Origin of the sequence: Vibrio gigantis, assembly GCF_024347515.1 — a bacterium.
GTDB lineage: Bacteria > Pseudomonadota > Gammaproteobacteria > Enterobacterales > Vibrionaceae > Vibrio > Vibrio gigantis.
In genome coordinates, this window is record NZ_AP025492.1 from 2,038,039 (window position 1) to 2,059,622 (window position 21,584).

General features: G+C 42.8%; 16 protein-coding genes. 7 read left to right on the forward strand and 9 right to left on the reverse strand.

All coding sequences use genetic code 11. The annotated features are described in order from the left end of the window. Positions 1–55 precede the first annotated feature (55 nt). Positions 56–424 (reverse strand): hypothetical protein, encoded by a 369-nt coding sequence (locus OCV56_RS09075; protein WP_086716181.1) that lies wholly within the window; start codon positions 422–424, stop codon positions 56–58. A 615-nt stretch (positions 425–1,039) separates the two neighbouring features. On the opposite strand from OCV56_RS09075, the gene OCV56_RS09080 reads away from it, so the two are divergent. Then, on the forward strand, positions 1,040–2,863 hold the full coding sequence (locus OCV56_RS09080) for a M4 family metallopeptidase (protein WP_086716183.1): 1,824 nt from the start codon (positions 1,040–1,042) through the stop codon (positions 2,861–2,863). A 131-nt stretch (positions 2,864–2,994) separates the two neighbouring features. Here OCV56_RS09080 and OCV56_RS09085 read toward each other — a convergent pair whose 3' ends face one another. Further along, on the reverse strand, positions 2,995–3,894 hold the full coding sequence (locus OCV56_RS09085) for a LysR family transcriptional regulator (protein WP_086716185.1): 900 nt from the start codon (positions 3,892–3,894) through the stop codon (positions 2,995–2,997). Between the two features lie 312 nt (positions 3,895–4,206). On the opposite strand from OCV56_RS09085, the gene OCV56_RS09090 reads away from it, so the two are divergent. Beyond that, on the forward strand, positions 4,207–4,749 hold the full coding sequence (locus OCV56_RS09090) for a DUF3332 family protein (RefSeq protein ID WP_086716187.1): 543 nt from the start codon (positions 4,207–4,209) through the stop codon (positions 4,747–4,749). A gap of 427 nt (positions 4,750–5,176) precedes the next feature. Beyond that, entirely contained in the window at positions 5,177–6,412 is a 1,236-nt protein-coding gene (locus OCV56_RS09095) for a DUF3103 domain-containing protein (protein ID WP_086716189.1), read from the forward strand. Positions 6,413–6,578: 166 nt separating this feature from the next. Here the strand turns inward: OCV56_RS09095 and OCV56_RS09100 are convergent, their stop codons facing one another. Further along, complete coding sequence (locus OCV56_RS09100) at positions 6,579–6,896, reverse strand: Dabb family protein (protein WP_086716191.1); 318 nt, start codon at positions 6,894–6,896, stop codon at positions 6,579–6,581. 213 nt (positions 6,897–7,109) lie between these two features. Then, entirely contained in the window at positions 7,110–7,349 is a 240-nt protein-coding gene (locus OCV56_RS09105; protein ID WP_086716193.1) for a hypothetical protein, read from the reverse strand. Positions 7,350–7,589: 240 nt separating this feature from the next. Between OCV56_RS09105 and OCV56_RS09110 the strand changes: the two genes are divergently transcribed. Beyond that, positions 7,590–8,468: a LysR family transcriptional regulator gene (locus OCV56_RS09110; protein WP_086716195.1), complete on the forward strand. Its 879-nt coding sequence runs from the start codon at positions 7,590–7,592 to the stop codon at positions 8,466–8,468. 122 nt (positions 8,469–8,590) lie between these two features. Here the strand turns inward: OCV56_RS09110 and tnaA are convergent, their stop codons facing one another. The 3 genes from tnaA to OCV56_RS09125 form a co-directional block, all read right to left on the reverse strand. Further along, positions 8,591–10,063 (reverse strand): tryptophanase, encoded by a 1,473-nt coding sequence (tnaA, locus tag OCV56_RS09115; protein ID WP_086716197.1) that lies wholly within the window; start codon positions 10,061–10,063, stop codon positions 8,591–8,593. A 770-nt stretch (positions 10,064–10,833) separates the two neighbouring features. After that, positions 10,834–12,507 (reverse strand): GTPase family protein, encoded by a 1,674-nt coding sequence (locus tag OCV56_RS09120; protein ID WP_086716199.1) that lies wholly within the window; start codon positions 12,505–12,507, stop codon positions 10,834–10,836. Beyond that, positions 12,494–13,606 (reverse strand): YcjF family protein, encoded by a 1,113-nt coding sequence (locus OCV56_RS09125; RefSeq protein ID WP_086716201.1) that lies wholly within the window; start codon positions 13,604–13,606, stop codon positions 12,494–12,496. The genes OCV56_RS09120 and OCV56_RS09125 overlap by 14 nt, the downstream gene beginning before the upstream one ends. 228 nt (positions 13,607–13,834) lie before the next feature. On the opposite strand from OCV56_RS09125, the gene OCV56_RS09130 reads away from it, so the two are divergent. Further along, entirely contained in the window at positions 13,835–14,347 is a 513-nt protein-coding gene (locus OCV56_RS09130) for a peptide-methionine (S)-S-oxide reductase (RefSeq protein WP_086716202.1), read from the forward strand. 151 nt (positions 14,348–14,498) lie between these two features. Here the strand turns inward: OCV56_RS09130 and OCV56_RS09135 are convergent, their stop codons facing one another. Both OCV56_RS09135 and OCV56_RS09140 read right to left on the reverse strand, forming a co-directional pair. Then, the gene (locus tag OCV56_RS09135) at positions 14,499–16,115 is read right to left on the reverse strand and encodes a polysaccharide lyase 6 family protein (protein WP_086716204.1); all 1,617 of its coding nucleotides are present in this window, start codon (positions 16,113–16,115) and stop codon (positions 14,499–14,501) included. 144 nt (positions 16,116–16,259) lie between these two features. Continuing rightward, positions 16,260–18,032, reverse strand: coding sequence for a sodium:solute symporter family transporter (locus OCV56_RS09140; protein ID WP_086716206.1), 1,773 nt, complete (start codon positions 18,030–18,032; stop codon positions 16,260–16,262). A gap of 523 nt (positions 18,033–18,555) precedes the next feature. Here OCV56_RS09140 and OCV56_RS09145 point away from each other — a divergent pair. Both OCV56_RS09145 and OCV56_RS09150 read left to right on the forward strand, forming a co-directional pair. After that, complete coding sequence (locus OCV56_RS09145; protein ID WP_086716208.1) at positions 18,556–19,167, forward strand: toxin-antitoxin system YwqK family antitoxin; 612 nt, start codon at positions 18,556–18,558, stop codon at positions 19,165–19,167. A 377-nt stretch (positions 19,168–19,544) separates the two neighbouring features. Continuing rightward, positions 19,545–21,098, forward strand: a complete 1,554-nt coding sequence (locus OCV56_RS09150; protein ID WP_086716210.1) for a methyl-accepting chemotaxis protein — start codon at positions 19,545–19,547, stop codon at positions 21,096–21,098. The last annotated feature ends 486 nt before the right edge of the window (positions 21,099–21,584 follow it).

A 21,584-nucleotide genomic window follows, 5' to 3' on the forward strand; every position in this document is an offset into this window, starting at 1 on the left:
ATTAACACCAAAAGTGCCGTTCGTTACGAATCGACTTGAAGCGTTTGTTAGAAATTTACTCTTCCGTAGGCAAAACCATAGGGATCGAAAACTTAATTCGTGATTCAGAGGTAGTTTTATCTTCGCTTTGACCCTGAGCCCCAATACCTAAACCACCGACTTTGATTCCCAAGCTTCCTTTGGTTGTAGAGCCTTCAGCCGCTACTACCGCTACGTCAAAGTCAATCTGGTGAACAACCTTTCTTAATTTGCCTGAACGCTCATCTGCCAAATAACCATATACTTTTTGATCATCTGCTCCATTAGTTCCAATTACATTCCTAGGATTCACTACAGCACTAGAATCTTTTAATTCTTCAGAAGCACTTTCTATACCTCTAGAGATTTGAACTAACGCTGTGCTTATAAATTGATCTAATTCCATCGTACCTCCAATTTTCTAACAGTTATTAGACAGAGAAATTCTGTATTTAAATGCAGAGTTTTTCTGTCTAGTTTTTTATGTAGCTTATTTTAATCGACTTACTTTATTCATAACAACAGCTTATCGTTCTTAGCTTGTGATTGAACAAGAAAATGTAGATTTTTTCTGTCTAACAAGATCAAATGTAGAAAAGATGAGTTCTGTGCTTAGTGGTATTGTTAAAACAAGATTACTATTGACAATAAAGACAATATCCCCGCTTCCAAAAAACCAGTTATTTACTCATTTATAGTTAAGGTAAAAATTGAAAAATATCGAGATTAACTTAAAGAAAAGTATTCTCTAGATTCAAATAAAGCGGATTTTAATAACTCCCGACCCTTCATACGTTTACGATAAATAATAAAGATAGATTTTATAAAAACAGCTTGATCAATAAGAATTTTTGTAAACTTTGAATTACATACTCTAAAAATAAATCTCCCTGATAAACTTGTCATAATTTCAAATGTTCTTCCAATCTTGATTCGCAACACATGGCATTAGCGTGTTGCATATAGACTTCCTATAAAGCCGTTGGGAAGAAGGAGTTTATATTAAAATCAGGAACGAAAAATGAACCAACAACGTCAACTAAGCTGGAAAATAGCAGCTATTCTAGGTACATCTTTTGGCTTCAATGCACACGCTGCAGAAATGGTCAGAGTCGATAATGATGCATTACTACAACAAAGCCTCGTCGCGCAGTCGAAGAGTGTTGCTCCACTTGAATTAGGTTTTTCTGAAGTTAAACGGGTGGTATTACCCAATGGAAAAACGAAAGTCCGCTACCAACAAACTCACCTAGGTTTACCCGTCTTTGATACTTCGGTCGTGGCCACTCTCTCCAAGAACCAACCCACTCAGGTGTTCGGTTCCATGGCACAGGGAATCAGTGGCGACCTGTCCAGTATCGCGCCAAAACTGAATCGAGAACAAGCGATTGAAGCTGCGATATCCTCTCACCGCACGTTTACCGTCGGCAAAAAGTCCATTGAAAATAAAAACGCGAAACTGATGGTGAGATTGGATGAGAACCAAGTCGCCCAAGTGGTGTATCTGGTCGATTTCTTTATCGCGTCCTCTATGCCAGAGCGCCCTTTCTACTTTATTGATGCCACGACTGGTGATGTGCTCCAAAAATGGAATGGACTAAACCACGCTAAAGCATTAGGTACTGGCCCAGGTGGCAACCTCAAAACCACTCGATATGAATATGGCAGTGACTTCCCTAGCTTTCCCATCGACAAAACAGGGACGACTTGTACGTTAGAAAATGAATCAGTTAAGACAGTCGATTTGAGGAACGGAACGTCTGGCAGCGCAGCCTACAGTTACAACTGTGCCGACGGAACCAACTACACCGATCATAAATACATCAACGGGGCTTACTCGCCTCTTAACGATGCGCACTACTTTGGTAATGTCGTGTTTGATATGTACAAAGAGTGGATGAACACATCGCCTTTAACTTTCCAGCTGACGATGCGAGTTCATTACAGCACAGATTATGAAAATGCCTTCTGGAATGGTACATCCATGACTTTTGGAGATGGCAAAAATACCTTTTACCCATTAGTCGATATTAACGTGAGTGCTCACGAAGTCAGTCACGGGTTCACCGAGCAAAACTCCGGTCTTGTGTACAGAAATATGTCGGGTGGTATGAATGAAGCCTTCTCAGACATTGCGGGCGAAGCGGCTGAACACTACTTGCGTGGCAATGTGGATTGGGTGGTCGGTAGCGATATATTCAAATCAGAGGGTGGCTTGCGTTACTTTGATCAACCTTCAAAAGATGGCCGTTCGATTGATCATGCCTCTCAATACTACGATGGTTTGAACGTTCACTTATCTAGCGGTGTTTATAACCGCGCCTTTTACCTTTTAGCAAACAAATCGGGTTGGAATGTACGTAAGGGCTTCGAAATATTCACAGTCGCAAACCAGCTGTATTGGACGGCAAACAGCACCTTTGATGCCGGTGCGTGTGGCGTAGCGAAAGCCGCAGCAGACATGGGTTATGTGGTTGCCGATGTTGAAGATGCTTTTAATACCGTAGGCGTGAATGCAAGTTGTGGTGTAACGCCTCCAACGGGCAATGTATTAACGAAAGGCACACCGGTTTCGAACCTAAGCGGGAATCAATCCTCAGAGAGCTTCTACACCTTCACTGTTGATTCTGCATCAAACGTGACGGTTTCAATGTCTGGTGGTTCAGGTGATGCCGACCTTTACGTGAAATCGGGAAGCAAGCCAACCACATCCAGTTACGACTGTCGCTCTTATCGTGCTGGCAATAATGAACAGTGCAGTGTGAGCGCGCAACCGGGCGTGACTTATCATGTGTTACTGCGCGGATACTCAAACTATTCTGGCCTAACGTTGCGTTTAGATTGAGTTAGCGCGTAGAGCGAAGCGCTGAAGATAACAACCAATAACAAAGCCTACTCACATGAGTAGGCTTTATTGCTTATTAAAAGGCTGGCTTGTTCTAGAGACTTAGACGACCTATTAAGAAGCCAAATTGATCACGCAGACAGTTTTAAGATTTCACTGGTAAACAATTCTCTCAACCATCGGTTGACGATGTCGTCATTGCGGTTGTTGTGCCAATACACGCTCAGTGACGGTTTGGTGTACTCGAACGGCAACTCTAACATCTTTATTTTTTCTTCATCGAAATACGCTTTCGCCACGCTTTTAGGGAAAGTTGCGATCCAGTCACTGTTGTAGATGGTGTCTGAAAAGTCAGCGATTGAATTCAGCTTTCTTGCCACTTTCCTCTCTGAAAAGATTGGGCTGTGAAACTCGGTAAGCTGGTTAACTCGGTAGTTATCATGCGTGAGCGTCACATGCTTTTCTGAAAGATATTGCTCTAAGCTCACCTTATCTTCTATCTGAGGGTGATCTTGGCTACACACAATACACAACTCATCACCCCATACTTCTTGGCTTAATAAGGTTGGATGTGCGTGAGTTAAGTCGACAACAAGGTCGATCTTTTTCTCTCGTATGTCGGTCGCCATGTCTTCTTTGATGTTCACGATTTCAATAACGCAATCTGGTGCTTCTTTCTGAATCCTATCCAGAACTTGCGGCAGAGTAACGCTGCTGGAAATACTCATCGCGGCAATTCTAAATGTGTAACGGCACTCTTTCGGATCAAAGTCGTGCGTTTCAGGCAAAGACTGCGAAACAAGCTTTTGCGCTTGCTTGAAGATTGGATACAAGTCATTCGCGACTGGTGTAGGTTCGAGCGTGTATGATTTTCTAACGAAGAGCAGATCGCGATATTCATCTCGAAGCTGCTTCAAGTGAGCGCTGAGACTAGGTTGCGAAATGTTGAGCCGTTCTGCTGCGTACGTTAGGTTTCCTTCTTCATATATCGCAATAAAGTAATAGATGAGGTTCAGATTAAATCGTTTCATTCGAGCCCTTTAGGCAATCATATAGTTTAATAAACGAGCACAACATAATATCGTTCAGGTAACGCCACATTATCACTTTTCATTCCCATACTTTGGTTAGGGCTATGACAACACAATGTTAAAACACCCAAGAGAAATAACACGAACTAGTATGGTAGGATGTAACAAAATAAAACAAAAAATAAATAAGACTTTGGTTTATATAAAGATATAGTTTTTCCTGATATCTAGTATAGGTGTAGCTTTATATTAGGATTCGCTTGATTTTGTCATAATTACCGATTCCTAAATAAACACTTATAGATATAGAGAATGATGAACCGATTTGTAAAGCCGATAATAATCTCAGCGAGCCTTATTACCTTATTTGGTTGTGTAGGTAGTAATGCAGTAACAGGTAAATTGATGGAGTTTAACGTTAAGGCCGTTGATAACCGTTACGCTCGTGGTGGCTTAAACATGCTTCTTGCACCTGCATACGGTATTACCGTTGCTGCCGATTACATCGTGTTTAACTCGCTGGAATTTTGGACGGGTAAGAACCCAATCAACAAGAAGCCACATATTTTCGATTCTAAGGTTGATACTTACATCGACATCAATGACCAACTGGATGATAGCCTAACAGATGCACCTATCGATCCATTGGCAAAGCATGTGATTGACCACAGTGAAATGAAAGTACTTAACCAAGACGAAATCGCAGTTGAGCTAACCTACAATGACGGTACTCGCGCGACTCTAACCGGTCAACGTTTCGGTGATACAGTTCACTACTCTATTGATAACCAAGTGATAGTAAAAACAAGCTTGGAAGAGATGCAGACGTACATCGCATCAGCTGAGCAGTCGTAACAGTCAGTATTTATAACAGTTAGTATTTGTAACAACAGTCAGTGCTTATAAAAAAGAGGGTTAGCCATAAAGCTAACCCTCTTTTTTTGTGTATCTTCTGCTATTTCAATATTCTTATCCGCTATTAGCTCACTAAGCCGACTCGACAATCGCAAACCTGATTCGTTGAGCCTTTATCCCTCCTCTAAAAAGCCTCACCACTAGGCTAGTTAATAATTTGGTTAGTAAGCTATTGATTGGTTTATAAATTCAGAGATATCAAGTCAGCATCAATTTAATATTTTATAAATTGTTTAAATTGAGATCCTGTGCTGCACAACGAGGTAAAAATAACTGTCTAACTTTTAAACACATTCACGTTGCTGATAGGTTAATCCTTGTAGGGCAAATGCTCTATTAATGATAAAAATTAAAATAAGGATTATTTATGAGACCATCTTTTTCTATCAGTATGGTGCTTGCAACGACAGTGGTTGGCTTCCAGTCCTATGCAAATAATATCGACACAACTAACTCAATCTCTCTTTCGGAGAATACTTCAGCACAAAAGCAATCTTTGGCGTTGCAAATCAGCGCCCGCTACTCGGATCTTGAGCTTTCTTTAAAAGACCAGATAACAGAAAAGCAACTGTCTGCTCCGATAGACAAGCTTAACTCAGACAAGCCCTACTCCACGTTTTCAAGCAAGATGCAGAAAGCCGATCTTGGTTATCGCAAGATGAAAGGAATCAATAATTTCAGCGACTCTGTGCTAGAGATTCGCATGGCCGATGAAGCGATGATTGAAGCTTGGAAGAATGGTGAAAGCCCGCTGTTTGCGTTTGAGCCATCAGGCGATGATTCGGATTGGCAATACATTGAAGCGTATGACGTTTATGGACAAGTTCATGAGTTAGATGTGTACCAAATGCCCGACGTTCCAGTGTTTGTTATTGATAGTAACGGCTCAGAAGAACTCAAAGCAGGCTTAATGGCGATGCAGGCCGAGATGAACAAGCTAGGTACTGCAACACAAATCAATTCCGACTCCAAAACCACCAGCGACAGTGAAGACAGTATAGGGAGTAAAAACGGTAAGGTTCAGAAGCAAACGTTTATGGGTACAGCTCAACGCTCGATGGCAATGCAGGAACCTGAGCCGTTGAATACTACACAATTAACGAAAATCCGTTTGGCTGTCGACCAAGAACCGTGGATCTCTGGCAAAGCTGAAATCTATGCCATTGTGACGGGTGTCGATTCAAGTCGTTTAGAGCCACAAATAGACCTCGTTGAGATGCCATATCTGGATTATGACAAACAGACGTACTATCCAAATCAAACCGTTATCTTCTGGCCTCGCTACCGCTGGGGCGCTGCAGATATGATCTTGATGGAACACGATGATGGCATGGATTACAAAGCGTTAGCCAAGCTGCTAGTTCAAGCCGCAGAAGAAATTTTGAAGATGATTCCTGATCCAGAAGTTCAGGGTTACGCGATCATTCCTCAAATCACAGGTAAAATCATTGATGTGATTCCTGATGGTGTATTAGTCAATGACGATGACTTCGTGGACGTGTACTACACCTTAATGCAAAACACTCCTTATGTAGACCGTCCGGGCGCAGGCGGAAATGCTGTCGCATCGTTTGAACCCGTCACGATTTTACCTACCGAATAATAGGTTTGCACAGCTTAGGGCTGCTCTATCTTGATCCCTAGCCTGCCCTTTATTATTTGAGATAGCTAAGCGTATATGCTCTAAGTAAATCTACTTTGGGTATATACGCTTCTATCAGTTTGAGCATAGATCTTTACACTGTTAAGAGCAGACAGAATCAAACTGATTACAACGAATAATCAAACACGATAATGTCGTCTAGTAACGGACGAAACACATCTTTCAGCGCGTCATGCTCTGGGTGTGGGAGGTAATTCTGACGGCCTTCTTCATCAGCAAACGTCATTAGTACCGAGTGGGTATAACCTTGGTTCTTGTTTTCAGGGCTGTCATTTAGCCCCCACTCGACTGAAGTAACCCCTTCAACCTTGTTCGGCATCGCTTCAAACAACATCTTTAGTTTTTGAACCTCTGAAGCCTCAGCGCTCTCTCTAAACTTAATCAGTAAAATATGACGAATCATTCCCGTTTCTTTTCGATTCATTCTTAATCCTTTTCGAGTCTTCGTTTATTTGTGTGTCATTCGAGCCCACACCAGTCGCAAGCTAACGTTAATAGAAAGACAAAATGCCACAGGTTACAGATACTGCCAAGGCTAGATGACTGAATTTTATAAAAGATTTTCAAGCCCAAAACGAAAAACGCTGCACCCGAAGGCACAGCATTTTCCATGGACATGGTAAGCACAGATTAAGCGTTAGTCGCGACGACCAGTCAGCTGAATCGCTTGGTCTTGATCAACGCTCGTTTGAAATTTCACTCCACCGACAGCGGCTTCGTTTCTTCCTTTCAGTGTTAAATCAGACTCAACGCGCTCTACGTTAACTTGATTATGATTACTCATCGTCATATCGATGGTACCAGTGTAAGAACCATCTGCAGCAAAAGCTGTATTCATTGAAATAGCCATTAAGCCTAGTGCGATTAACTTGTTCATACATCACCTCGTTCTATTTTTATACTGTATTGTTTTGTTGAGATAACTTTAGCGCTCCAGTGATAGCGACACGAGGAAAAGCAGGATTTACCAAACGGAAAATCAAAGGATTAGAGAATTCTGACTTAGTGCTGTCTTATGGGTTTTACATTAGCGCTATGATATTAGGGTCACATGATCTTTACGCTTTAGCTACGCCAAAGATTAGTATCGTTACCATCTAAGCAATTTGGAGTGCTTGTGGACATCAATCTAGATATTCAGAATATCTTGGTCATCAAACGTATGTACGAACTTCGCAATGTGGGGTTAGTTGCGGAGTCACTAGGAAAAACTTCAGGGGCGATAAGTAAGAACCTTTCGAAGTTAAAAATACAGCTCGATGATCCGCTGTTCATTCAAACCAAACACGGGTTTGAACCAACGACTTTTGTTGAGACCAATATCGAGAACTTTGAGCAGATATTGAGCAGCGTTGAAGCGATAAAACACCAAGTATTCTCACCAGAAACTTACCATGGCGATATCAAAATCTACGCGAACACACTGTTCTGGGAGCGCTTTGGCTCGAAGCTCTACTTCACACTGACCAAAGAAGCCCCGCATGCTCGCTACTCATTCGTTAGATGGGGCAGCAATGTTAAGAACAGGCTCATCGACGGCGAGGAGTCCGTGGCGGTTCACTACTTTGATGAGACCCTACCGCAGTCGATTTCTCAAATGGAATTCGGAAAAGGAAAAGTGGTGTTCTTCGTAAGAGATGATCATCCGGCGAAAGACTTTGAGTCGCTTGCCGACTATCCAATCATTCTCTTTAAAACCCCAGGGTGGAATGACAATAAATACCCAATCCTTGAGCGCCTTAAAAATATCGGTTTTCACGTCAATCCGCGAGTGGAAGTTGATCACCCTGCAATGATTCACGACATCGTCTTAAAATCTGACTATTTTGGTATAACCCTAGATGGCAGCGTACCAGACGGTTGCAGCAGTATTGATTTACCTGAAAATCTAACGATCGATGTGAGCTATGTGATGAGCTGCCGCCGTTCGCAAAAAGACGCGCCTTTGAATCAATGGCTATTTAAAATGCTGAAAACCACACTGGAAAACAAGTAAACCTAGCCACTAAAAACCGACCGATAACGGCTTCACTGTTCCAGCCCCCGCTTCAGAAAATAAAAGGCTCCGAGAGGAGCCTTTGATTATGGTTCTGATGACTATTCGCTTATTTTATTATTTCAAAATGCTTCTTCGAGCCTTGGTTCGCTCTTTTTTTCTGGTTGATACTCATAGGCTTCCACCTCTTTCAGACGAGCGGTGAAGTGCCTTAACACTGGCGGTTCATAGACAAAATCGAGCCCTTTCACATTACTCGCGTTCTCTTTTACTTTCTCGAACGCTTCAATAATGAAATCCATATGAGTTTGTGTGTAAGTCGCACGTGGAATGGTTAAGCGCAATAGCTCTGCAGGACACGGATGTTGCTCGCCCGTTACCGGGTCACGACCTTGTAGCAAGGAACCGATCTCAACCGCTCTGATACCGGCGACTTTATACAGTTCACACGCCAAAGCATGAGCAGGGAACTGACCAGCAGGAATATGAGGAAGCAATTTACCCGCATCAACAAACGCAGCATGACCGCCCGCTTGCTGACACACAATACCTATCGCCTCTAAGCCATCAACCAAGTATTGAACTTGACCAATGCGATACTCCAACCAATCTTGACGCATGCCGTCATAAAGGCCAACCGCAAGGCGTTCCATTGCACCGCCCTCTAAGCCACCATAGGTTGGGAAGCCTTCTTGCACCACACACAAGGTTCGACACTCTGTGTACACATCCATAAAAGAGTCGTCTTTAAAGCACAACAAACCGCCTATTTGGACCATCGCGTCTTTCTTGGCCGACATAGCCAAACCATCCGCGTATTTGTAGGACTCACGAGTGATTTGTTCGATAGTCCAATCTTGGTAACCGGCTTCACGCTGCTGGATGAAGTAAGCATTTTCAGCGTAGCGAGCAGAGTCCATGATCACTGGAATATCGTATTTCTGTGCAATCTCATACACAGCTTTAAGGTTAGCGATAGAGACCGGCTGTCCACCAGCCGAGTTACAGGTAATGGTGCTCACGATGTAAGGAACGTTGGCCGCGCCCGCTTCTAATATAGCTTCTTCCAATTTGACGATATCGAAGTTGCCTTTGAAGTCGGCATTCACTGAGGTATCAAACGCTTCCTTGGTATAAACGTTTTTCGCCACACAGCAATTCACTTGGGTGTGACCTTGTGTTGTATCGAAGAAGTAATTAGACAAAGCGACCATTTTGTTGCGATCGAGACCTTTCTCCATTTCACGCTTCTTGATAAGAACAGGAATATAGATCTGCTCTGCACCGCGCCCTTGGTGTGTTGGAATCGTCAAATCGTAACCAAAGATATCCTTAACAGCGTTCGACAATGCATAGTAACTTCGGCTACCGCTGTATGCTTCGTCACCCATTAGCATCGCAGCTTGCATACGTTGTGTGATTGAACCCGTACCGCTGTCGGTCAACAAATCGATGAACACGTCATCACTGTCGAGTAGAAATGGATTCATACCCGCTTCGACAATGGCTTGCTCACGATAAGCGCGAGTGGTTCTTTTTACTGGCTCTACAACGCGAATACGAAACGGTTCTGGTAGATGTTTGAAATTTTCCATAATAGTACCTTTCAATAAATTCAGCCTAAGACGAAAAAGCCAAATTCATTATTTTTTAGATGTCACGAGTCATCACTATTAGTTTTATTTCACACACGATCACACTCGTGATAATTACGATAAAAATTAATAGCTAGAAATAAATTATTTAATCAATGACGTATTGATTAGAACCCAGTTAATAATGACTAAGAGATAAAGAACCAAATGCACAAAAACAAAACTAAACGCATGGGTTACGACATGTCTTAAAGATGAAATTAACAGGATTGGGCAAAGCTCATGGGCTCTGCTGGCGCGTGACGCCTAGAGGGTACTACTCTGAAGAAAGGTGGAACGAGAGCTGATGATCTAAGGTATACCAAGCTAACAAGGTTAGCCATGTTGTTGATTGCCATTTCAGATACATGTTCACAATATATCCCTACGTTGAAATCAAGGTGATCCGAAATTTAAATATAGTGCAATTGTTTTATAAATAAAGCTTAGCGAAGTATAAATGTGATCAATATTTAGAATGGTAATTAATTGCGACAGCGTGTTATATAAACTGTGAATACCATCAGTTATATACTATTAAACTAGCTCAACGAGAACCTTAATAATAGCGGCTATTTTTAAATTCAATGCTTCTCCAATATAGGATGAAGGTGGCTAATTTCTGGAAAAGCTATTTTCTAGAAATCTACTAAGCTAAAAATCCTAACTCTAGAAAAGATAAGCTCTGATGAGGCTCAAACCTCACCAGAACCGTATTCGCAGTGAATGACTTACTTCTTCTTAACGGCTTGCTTGATAGCCATTTCAGCCAGTTTTGGTGTCGCTGCTTTCAATGCACTTGGTGCAACCTTCTTACCCGCCTTAACAGCTTTATTTAGTTGGCTTTTAACCGACGTCCCTCTTTTCATTGCTTCTAAACGTTGGCGGTTTCTCTGAACGTTATTTGCATCAGCGATACGCTCGATCAACGTCTGCCTTAAAGTATCTAAACCAAACTGTACCTTTTCTGGCGCTATCGCCAGCGGCAAAGCAATGTCCGGCTGTAACAGCGTTTGATTGTATTCGAGTGCTTGAGCAATGATCTTCGCTTTGGCCGATGTCGGACTCTCTAAGTCATACGGCGGCTTCCAATCGTCTACAGGCTTTAACCTATCGACTTGATTGACGACCAATACAACTATAGGCTTCTTACGTGAGATGTTCTTAGAATCATCATAAAACGCGTCAAACTTATCCTTCAACTGTTTATCCAACTCACGAGCCGATTGATTGGCTTTAAGTACCCATAGCACCACATCGGCTTGGGTCATCTCTTTCAGCATTAAGGCTTCGGTTTTAGGATTACCATCAAGCCCTTGAAGATCAACAACTCGAACATCATTGTCGTCGACAAACGCGTTGTATACCGTTGAAGTGTCTGTTGATGGTAGTACATCGACTTCTGCAACCAACTCTTGCTTGAGTGCATTGATAAGTGAAGACTTTCCAGAACTCGTTTGACCAACTAACACGATTCGAACAGGCTCTAATTCAGGGGCAAAGCGTTGTTCGTCGAGTTCAGAAACATCGGACACTTTCAAGTCGTCGTCTTCAATGCTGAAGCGCCCGCTATAGAGGTCAATCGCCACCGCAGCCACTTCATCTAACAAAGCTTGTTTGGCGGCGTATTGCATGTCATCGACCACACCTCTTGTCATCGAAGCGGTCGCTTGCTCTCGACCCAAATCGGAAATCACTTTCAATGGGTTCAAATAGAGATTTTTGAGGTGATTCCCCCAAATGGCGGCCTTAACAATCTTTTGCCCTAACTCGCCATATTTGTCATAGGCTTCGTAGCCCGCTTTGATGTATGAAACCTTGAGATACTCAATACCCGGTATATGCTCTCGCACGACCAGTTTGTAGCGTCGACTCACCTCTTCGAACAGCTTTAGCCCTTCAGGAATCGAAAAATCGAGCGATTTCTTATCAAACTTTTTCGCAACGAATTCAAGTACCTCTAAACCGGTTTGGTCTAGGTTGCCCCACTCTATGTCGACCATTAATTGCTGACGTACATGGTGTTTCGAGTCGTTCCAAATCAACAGCTCGGCTTGAGACCATTCATCAGATGCTTTGACCATTGCATCATTGACTAACGCATCATTGATGTCAGCAGTCTTAGACGATGATTCGGTTTCACCCTCGCTTGCTGAGTTGGCAGACGCATTGCTATAAGTGGGTTGGCGAGAAGAACGGCTAGAAATATACAAAGGAATGGTGAATACCAACGTACTCACGGCAATGGCAATCGACATCTCCAGTAAATAACCGTATTTGATCGCCAAGAAGACACCAAAACCCATCATGATAATGCTTGGGAAGATGGCTGAAATCAGGGCAATGCCCCAGCGGCCACTCGATAGCACCGCCAGTAATCGAAAGAGGTTTCTAATTTTCTTCATAGCCCGACGCCGCCTTACCTTTTTTCAGGGATTCTTTGTAGATCTTCTGCATCTCTTGTTCAGACACTTCTTCACCTTTGTTCTTATGGTAGAAGTAAAAACAAGCCGCGCGACCTAAACCATAAGAGGTGCCGAAACTCATGGCCGCTGCAGCCACCGCACCTACCGTTTGACCATAAACTGGAATCAGCTTTATCAACTGTCGAGTGCCCAGCTTCATTCCGTATTGCAAAGCAAAGCTGCTTCCCAGAGTACCTATCAACTCACTGAAGACTCTCTTGTTCCACTCGACCCCATACTGGTTCGCCAAGCTATGAAGCATTTTGGCTTGAATCGCAGGTACCGATACCAAGCCAACGCCCGGAATCAAGTCACTCGCTGCAGCGCTTCCCGCATACCAAAGCACTTCGTTTTCTACTTGATCAAAGTTGGCCTCTTCTTGGGTAGAGTGCTCTTTGTCGACCACCATCATGCCAATAACAGGAAGCATATTAGTCAGCTGTTCAATCAAGGCTTCATAGTTGTAGATTGCGCCAATGTTGTTGCTCGAATCATCCGTTTCAAAATCCACTGCGACCGATTCAAACCCCTTTCCCCACACTTTTTCTACTTGGTTGCTGTTGAACTGAACCTGCCTTGCTCGGTCGATTTCATTGGAAGACAGCACCGCAGTATGAACAAGCAACAAGTGTTTAATCTTCTTCTGTTTCTTAATCTGTTTTAGAGCCGCAAGCACAGCGGATTGTTCAGGTTCGTCGGCTTTCATCACCACGACTAACGCATTACCTGCCTGACCAATCTCTTCCAGATCTTCTTTCGCATCGTAATTCGCTTCACTTAGGCCTCTGGTATCAAGAAAACGCATCACCGGTTTGTCTTGTGGGAATTCATAAGACATTGCCGTCATGGTGCACGGAGCAAATCCATTCCCAACTTCAACAGAAGAGTCACCCGTGACCGCCTGAATAAACGATGACTTACCCGCCCCCGTCTTGCCTAACAACCACAATGTCGGTAGATGCTTGCGCTGATATTCATGGGCCTGAGTAAGGTCTGGGTTCTTACTCGGATTGATGAAGTCTTTTATTTGATCAAACATGTTTAGAGTAACGCTCACTTGATGTTGAAATTCGGGTTAGTGACAAAGCAATACTGACTTATATAATCACAAATCATATTAAACTTATGTTTGTTCAGTCGCACAGGTTTACAATGCCTAAACGCTTGTTTTTATTTATGCGCTCCTTTTTTGTAGACGATCTTGTATGATCGTTTTTATTCACGCATCGAGCAAACATCAACAATCACAAAGATCTTAAAGAGAAGTATGGAACAAATTTATTTAGCTGGCGGGTGCTTGTGGGGTGTGCAAGAGTTCATCAAATATGTACCTGGTGTGATCAACACAGAAGCCGGTCGTGCCAATGGCAGCGATCAGCCAACAGAAAACGACACACCACAAAGTGGTGAGACCCAAAACGCTTATGATGGTTACGCAGAGTGCGTACAAGTTGAATTTGATCCAAACATCACGTCAGTAACAATTCTGATGGAACACTTGTTTGAGATTATTGACCCTTACAGCGTCAATAAACAAGGTGTCGATGTGGGAGAGAAATACCGCACAGGCGTATACAGCACTGATGCGAAACACTTAACAGAAGCTGAGCACTATATTGCTTCAAGAAATGACGCCGACTGTATCGCTGTTGAGGTGTTGCCATTGACCAACTATGTTGCCAGCGACGACATCCACCAGCATCACCTAAGCCACTTCCCTGAAGATCACCACTTATGCCATATCCCTTGGGATCTGCTGCATAAGTATAAATCACAGTAGTCACGACGTAAGATTGAGATGGTTACGACCTAAGAACGATAAAGCCTCAACAGGCATTACCCGTTGAGGCTTTTCAATTTTAGTGACCAGACAGCTATCGTGAATTGATTTGATAGCTCAAGCCATTAAGCATTTAGCGTTAATAAATAAGTTACTTAGTCGTATTCTCAAGTAAGTAGTCCGGACCTGCTGTTTCAGCCGTTACCACTGCCAGTTTAGACACATCGGCACCCTCACCTTGGTAAGCGTTCATGCCGTTTTCTACCACTACCTTTGGTAGTTCAACCGAGTAGCTTTCAATCAGCTCAGAATCCGTCACTTTACCCACGTAAGTTTCGTCTGTGTATGTCGCGCCTACTAATGGGAAGTCGTGCGTTGCACGCACACTGACAAACTCAGGTGATTGCGAGTTATCAACCACGTTGTGTTTGAACGCCACGTCCACACCAGCGTAAATGCCTTCAACTTCTGCGTTGTTAAACAGGCTCACACGGTGGCTTTGGTTGCCGTAAACAATGCCCCACTCAGTATCGACTAGCGAGTTGTTTTCGATGGTGATGTTTTTCGGTGTCCACTGCTTGTTAAGCTCTTTGCCTTTCACCGATTGATCTAACTGTTCACCATTCGCAACGTCGATGATGCCGGTGTTAATAACAATGCCACCACGTAGGTCAGCGTTGCCTTCAATCACACCATCACGACCACGAGTGTTTGCAATGTAGTTGTTACGAATCACATGATCTTCATCGTAAATACGAATACCACCCGTTAGGCGTTTCTCGTTACCCAGAATCACGTTGTTTTCAACCGTGTTGCCTTTACCATGGCGCAGTGAAATCAGTGCCGCACTTTGGAAGATCGTGTTACCTGCAATCGTGTTGTCGCCAGACTTAATCGAGATAAGCTCACGCTCGCCATCCATATCGATCATCAGGTTATTTACGAACTTAGAGCTTGAATCCCACTGTGAGGATTTAGAATCACCGATACGGATCGATTCCCAGCTGTTACCGTTGTAGCGAATTGCTTCTTTGATATCGAATTCATTAAACTGATTCGGTTTCTGATCCATAAAGATGTTATTTGCTATCAGGTGGTTGTCTGACGCTTCATCCTTTTGAACACCAATCAAAGTACCGCGCTTTTGCTTACCTTCGAAACGGTTGTTGATCACTTTGCCGTCTTTACCCCACAAAGAAACCCAAAGGTACTTTGGATACTCAGAGCGACGCTCATCTGGCTCGTACGTGTAATCGTGATTGAAGTAGTAGAATGTTGAGTTTTGCAGCGTGTTGCCATTACCCATCATACGTACTGCGCCAAAACGTTCGTTCGGGCCGCCTTCCGTAAACACTAGTCCATCAAGTGTGATGTCATCACCTTTCAGTTCAAACTGGACCAAGCCAGTGATCCATGCAGAACCGGCTTGCTCTGCCTTGATGGTGATGTCATTCGCGGTAATCGTCACTTGACCTAAGTTCGCGTATTTACCGTTAGGAATAACAACTTCGTCGCCATCTTTTAGGTTTTCAAATTGTGCTTTAAGTGCAGCTACTTGTTCTTCTGATGCAACGTCTAGTGTATTGCCATCAACCTCAGTTAAGCGGTCACTAGTTAGTAAGTAACTACGATCGATTTCGCTGATCGAAGATACTGCTTGCTCAGCCGCGCTGATCACGGGTGCTGCTTTTTCTTGAGTCGTGCAGCCTGTCGCGAAAGCTAACGTAAACGCGCTAATAATGCTTACCGAAATTAATTTTTTCTTCATTTACATCTCACATTAAATAATGGATTACCAAAATAACGGCCACCCAAGCTGGTGACCGTTTTATTAAAGTTTTCTTTGTTTGAACTTATAATTTCTTAAGACTTGTCGTCTTATCGAAAGCGTATCTCTATGTAAATAGAAGACTTAGCTTTCAGCTGGTGTTACTTCGTCTTGCTTCTCGACCTTGTCGTCCACAGCTTTGACAAGCAGCAAACCAACAGAGAATACAATCAAGCCACAAAGAACGAACACCATGCGTCCCCACATTGGGTTAGGCAGTACGAACATGGTCATCACGCCGACACCCGCAACCGCGATAAGTGAACCCAACATACGACGTTGCTTGTTATCCAGTTTCTTCTGTTCATTACTTTCAGCAACCAATGGTGTCGCTAGGTTGTTGAAGAACTTGTCTACGTCTTTCTCACGGTGCTCAGCCAGAGGCTTGTAAAACAGTGTTGATAGTACGAAGAAGCCAGCAGTAAATACGATGTGACCAATAAGACCAATAGCCACTTTCAGGTCAGCCCACTCACGGCCTGTTAGCTCATTTAGACCGAACCAGTTTTGGATCATGTCAGCTGTGATAACGAAACCAACGAAGTAAGAAACCACACCACCGACAACTAGCGTGCCCCAGCCAGCCCAATCCGGTGTTTTACGGATGAAGAAGCCACAGAATGCTGGAATTGTCATAGGGAAGCCAATCAACGCGCCCACGTACATCATGGTGTCGAAAAGGCTCAGACCTTTAAGAGAGTTGATGAATAGCGCAACTAAGATGATCGCGATGCCGAAGAAAGTAGACGTTAGTTTAGAAACAACCATTAGCTCTTTCTCTGTCGCTTTAGGGCGAAGAATCGGCTCGTAGAAGTTCTTAACGAAGATACCGGAGTTACGGTTTAGACCTGAATCCATTGAAGACATTGTTGCTGCAAACATAGCGGCAATCAGAAGACCAACCATACCTGCAGGCATGTATTCTTGAACAAAGTAAAGGTAAGCGAAGTCAGCGGCTTTGCTGCCAGCTTCTGGGTAGGCTGCTGCTAAATCAACACCTTGACCTGCCATGAACCAAGAAGGCATGAACCAGATGATTGGACCAAGCGTCATGAGTACACAAGCAAGCAGTGCTGCTTTACGTGCGTTGTTTGAATCTTTCGCAGCAAGGTAACGGTAAGAGTTAAGCATGTTGTTGGTGATGCTGAACTGCTTTAAGAAGATGAACACAGCCCAAATGCTGAAGATGCTTAGGTAGTTAAGGTTGTCACCTGTAATGAACGAATCCGTTGGGAAATCGCTAACGATTTGCGTAACACCGCCACCGTGGTAAATCGCAACGACTGCACATGTCACCGTTACCGCCATGATGATAACCATCTGCATAAAGTCAGACGCGATTACCGCCCAAGAGCCACCCGTCACTGACATGATCAGTACAACAAGACCCGTTAGGATAATCGTCGTTGTCATATCAAAACCGAAGATACCCGATGCGATGATCGCCAGACCATTCAACCAGATACCTGCAGAGATAACGCTATTTGGCATACCAGACCAAGTGAATACTTGCTCATTCACTTTACCAAAACGCATACGAATCGCTTCAATTACCGTAACAACGCGCAGTTGGCGAAACTTAGGAGCGAAGTAAAGGTAGTTCATTAGGTAACCGAACGCGTTAGCGATGAAGATTATCGCTACCGCAAAACCATCGGTAAAAGCTTTACCTGCGGCACCAGTAAATGTCCATGCACTGAACTGGGTCATGAATGCCGTAGCACCTACCATCCACCACAGCATGTTACCTCCCCCACGGAAGTAATCACTTGTCGTACTTGTAAACGTTCTAAACATCCACCCTATCGCAATTAAGAATAGGAAATAGATGCCAACTATCAGGGTATTGAGTTCCATCTTTAAGACCTTTTTATTTATGTTTTTTGTTAGGGTCACTATAGACAGATGATAAGGATATTTGTACTACAATAATTTAAATGCGTGACAATGATCTTACAGTCCAACACCCAATTAATCATACAAGTGATCGAGTTCAAATTTGCACCACCTGTGAGCACATTTCATCAACTTAGTGCAGACTCTAACGCCAAAAGCCTATCAAACCCTCGATAAACAAGAATAAAGTCACTAGAATAACGATAATACTCATTAAAAATGGTTAATCGCTACTGAAAGTTTTCATATACGAACCGCAGAAACACCACTAAATATAGTTTATAAAAATGAATTAACACGACACATTTGGTATTACAAATAGCAGGGGATTTATAGTCAGATTTATCTTTGAAAAGTTCCCTTCATCAGACTGCTAATAATGAAAACTTGAAAACCACTATTAGATACTGACAGGGGTACACAGAAGTGAAATGCTTTTAACACACCCGTTACACTTTCCCCCGTCCAATAAAAAGGTGTCATTATGAAGAAATACGTTCCAATCTTAATTGCTCTTAGTACGGTATCTTCTATGAGCTATGCAGCAACACCACGTGAAGATGCTGTTGACTACTTACAAATGCGAAAAGGCGTAGCTTACCAAGTAAACCATTCAAAACCCTTTACTGGGCAATTTGAAGAGAAGTTCGATAATGGCCAAGTTGCGACCCAAGCTCAGTTTGCCGATGGCTTAGAACTTGGTTTAGAAACTAACTGGTATCCGAATGGCCAAATCGCTTCTAAAGTTAACTACGTTAAAGGTGAGCTACAAGGCAAGGCTGAAACCTGGTATCCAAACGGCCAGAAAAAAGCAGAACTCAATTACAAAGACAATGAACTATCAGGCACCGCCTCTCGCTGGTATCCCAACGGGGAACAAAGCCTAACAGCCGAATACAGCAACGGACAAAAAGATGGATTAGTAACGGACTACTATCCGAACGGTAATAAGGCTAGCCAAGCGAAGTTCGATGAAGGTGAAGTCGCTAACGGAAAACTAACTCGCTGGAATACTAACGGTGACAAGGTTGAAGAACTCACCTTTAAAGACCACAAAGTCACGTCTAAACAGGTGTGGATGCCGACAGAAAGCTAATATTAAAGAACGGCTCTCTCGTTGTTCTTCTCCAAGAGCTCATCGACTCGAGTTAAACAAAAAACCAAGAGCATTCATGTGACTAAGCATGAATGTTCGTTGCTTTTTCACCATCTCTTTTGAGTACCACTCCCCTCACCACATTCGTCGAACCTTACCTCTTCCCATTTACTATATATTTACAACACCCCACCTAGTGATAAAACAATCACCAATAGCTATTGAAAATAATAAATATTTAACTTGCACACAACCTTTTCATAAAATACTGTAAGCAAACGTTTCCGTTGCGAGTCAGTTCTCAGTTATCCGCTCGCAGATAAGAGAAACAAGATTCCGAAATACGTTCTTGAGTCTTATAGCTTTGGTGCTTGCCTATGAAAATTAAAACCTCCCTTTTTAGCCTTGCTTGTTTATCCATTATCTCTTTATTGGTTGTCGTTTCATTTACTGAAATGGTCAATTTAAAACTGATTAAACTAGAGAAAACCCTGATCAAGGTGAAGTCGCTAGAAGTTTCTATGCTTCAACTGAACCGAACGGAACTAGAGTTTCTGATCAGTCATGACAAAACCCTCAAGCCTGAATTCACCAAAGAGTATTCACACTTCCAAAAATTGATGAGTGGCTTTTCTGTTTTACTTGAAGAGTCGGACATATCAGTCCCTGAGTTAGATAAGCTGAATCGAGAAGTAAAGCAATACGACAAAGACTTTTCCTTGATGGTAGACGCGATAGACCGCGACCCAGCGAAGGTCAGTGACTTGAAATCAGAAATGAAAACGCTGTTTAAAGATATCATCTCTATATTCACTAACGTTGAAGGCCGTTTAGAACAACAAGTTGAATCGATTCAACAAACCATTACTACGTTTATTGTGAGTTCAGTTATTGCCGTCACTGTATTGCTAATGGCCTTATCCTTTGGGATCTCATCACGTATCACTAAGAAGATAGCCTCGTTAAACGCAACCATGTTGCTTGTATCCCAACAACGTGACTTTACCGTAAAGGCGGAAGACAGCGGCTCAGATGAAATTGCGGATATTGCCAAATCATTTAACACCGTACTAGAAGATATTCGCCAACTTGTTGGTCAAGTGCAGGGGTCTATTAAAGAGCTGGGCAACATTTCTAACCAGTTACAACACGACGGTATCGAAGTGGAAAGCGCTTTGAATAAACAGCAACAACAAACAGAAAATATTGCGACTGCGATAAACCAAATGGGCAGCAATATCCAAAATGTGGCAACCAACAGTGAAAACGCGTCATCAAACGCACGAACCAGTTTCGCAACCGCGAATGATGGGCTGAACGACGTAGCCTTCACCCGAGACACAATCAATACCCTTTCAACTGACCTAGTAAGTGCGAGTGAAGAAGTGAATCGCCTTTCTGTTCACTCAGAGAAGATCAATACTGTACTAGAGGTGATTAAAGACATTGCTGAACAAACTAATCTACTCGCTTTGAATGCAGCAATTGAAGCGGCTCGCGCAGGAGAGCAAGGCCGTGGTTTTGCGGTCGTGGCTGATGAGGTAAGAACCTTGGCAGGAAGGACACAGCTTTCAACCGAAGAGATATCAAGCATTATTCAAGGGGTTCAAGATCAAACCCAAATGGTGGTTAATACAATTCAAAATTGTTGTGAAAAAGGCAACAGCAGTGTCGACTCTTGTGAGAAAGCACATTCAAGAATCACATCGGTTATCGCCGATATGGAAACCATTCTAAATAATAGTTTAGAAGTATCCAATGCCATGAAAGAGCAAAGTGAGGTCACGTCAGAGATCATCGAAAACGTAGATGGCATCAAACAGCTGACCATCACGAATGTAAAAAGCGCTTCAAAAAATGCGGCTTCTGCAACTTCAGTTGTAGAGCAAACAAACTCACTTGAACGCGCTGTCATTAACCTAAAAGCCTAGTTCTTGGGTCGTGCTTCCAGGCTTATTGATCCTCAAGCTACTCTTTACTCAAATTTCAGATAAAAAAACGCTCATGTTGCCTGTATCAACATGAGCGTAAAGGCAGATCTTCACTACCATCTCCTACCTTTCTAAATGAAAGCAGAAGTTATAATTAGAATAGTTGGGAGCAATAATCAAAATGCTCTTGCAAGCACTTCAACGATTTCTTCTTTTCATCGATTTTAGAGAGATGTTAACCGTCTTAACTAAATTCGATTCTATATAGCAGGCGATGTCACTGCCTTGCCTACGACATTTCAAACCAGCTCTGATTGAAGCTTTAATCACCTCAAGCAAATGCCTCGTCCTTTGAACTATCCGTTCCTCTATCGACTTTACTTCACTACTTAACGCCTCTTTATTGAATCTACATATATTCAACATACGAAAGATAAGTGTTGCTACATAAAGTTAGTAAACAATAATGTATTACAAATAAAAGTA

Bases quoted from the DNA above. Each gene is read 5' to 3' on its own strand.
- OCV56_RS09075 (WP_086716181.1), bottom strand. From the start codon at position 424: ATGGAATTAGATCAATTTATAAGCACAGCGTTAGTTCAAATCTCTAGA.
- OCV56_RS09080 (WP_086716183.1), top strand. From the start codon at position 1,040: ATGAACCAACAACGTCAACTAAGCTGGAAAATAGCAGCTATTCTAGGT.
- OCV56_RS09085 (WP_086716185.1), bottom strand. From the start codon at position 3,894: ATGAAACGATTTAATCTGAACCTCATCTATTACTTTATTGCGATATAT.
- OCV56_RS09090 (WP_086716187.1), top strand. From the start codon at position 4,207: ATGATGAACCGATTTGTAAAGCCGATAATAATCTCAGCGAGCCTTATT.
- OCV56_RS09095 (WP_086716189.1), top strand. From the start codon at position 5,177: ATGAGACCATCTTTTTCTATCAGTATGGTGCTTGCAACGACAGTGGTT.
- OCV56_RS09100 (WP_086716191.1), bottom strand. From the start codon at position 6,896: ATGAATCGAAAAGAAACGGGAATGATTCGTCATATTTTACTGATTAAG.
- OCV56_RS09105 (WP_086716193.1), bottom strand. From the start codon at position 7,349: ATGAACAAGTTAATCGCACTAGGCTTAATGGCTATTTCAATGAATACA.
- tnaA (WP_086716197.1), bottom strand. From the start codon at position 10,063: ATGGAAAATTTCAAACATCTACCAGAACCGTTTCGTATTCGCGTTGTA.
- OCV56_RS09120 (WP_086716199.1), bottom strand. From the start codon at position 12,507: ATGAAGAAAATTAGAAACCTCTTTCGATTACTGGCGGTGCTATCGAGT.
- OCV56_RS09125 (WP_086716201.1), bottom strand. From the start codon at position 13,606: ATGTTTGATCAAATAAAAGACTTCATCAATCCGAGTAAGAACCCAGAC.
- OCV56_RS09130 (WP_086716202.1), top strand. From the start codon at position 13,835: ATGGAACAAATTTATTTAGCTGGCGGGTGCTTGTGGGGTGTGCAAGAG.
- OCV56_RS09135 (WP_086716204.1), bottom strand. From the start codon at position 16,115: ATGAAGAAAAAATTAATTTCGGTAAGCATTATTAGCGCGTTTACGTTA.
- OCV56_RS09140 (WP_086716206.1), bottom strand. From the start codon at position 18,032: ATGGAACTCAATACCCTGATAGTTGGCATCTATTTCCTATTCTTAATT.
- OCV56_RS09145 (WP_086716208.1), top strand. From the start codon at position 18,556: ATGAAGAAATACGTTCCAATCTTAATTGCTCTTAGTACGGTATCTTCT.
- OCV56_RS09150 (WP_086716210.1), top strand. From the start codon at position 19,545: ATGAAAATTAAAACCTCCCTTTTTAGCCTTGCTTGTTTATCCATTATC.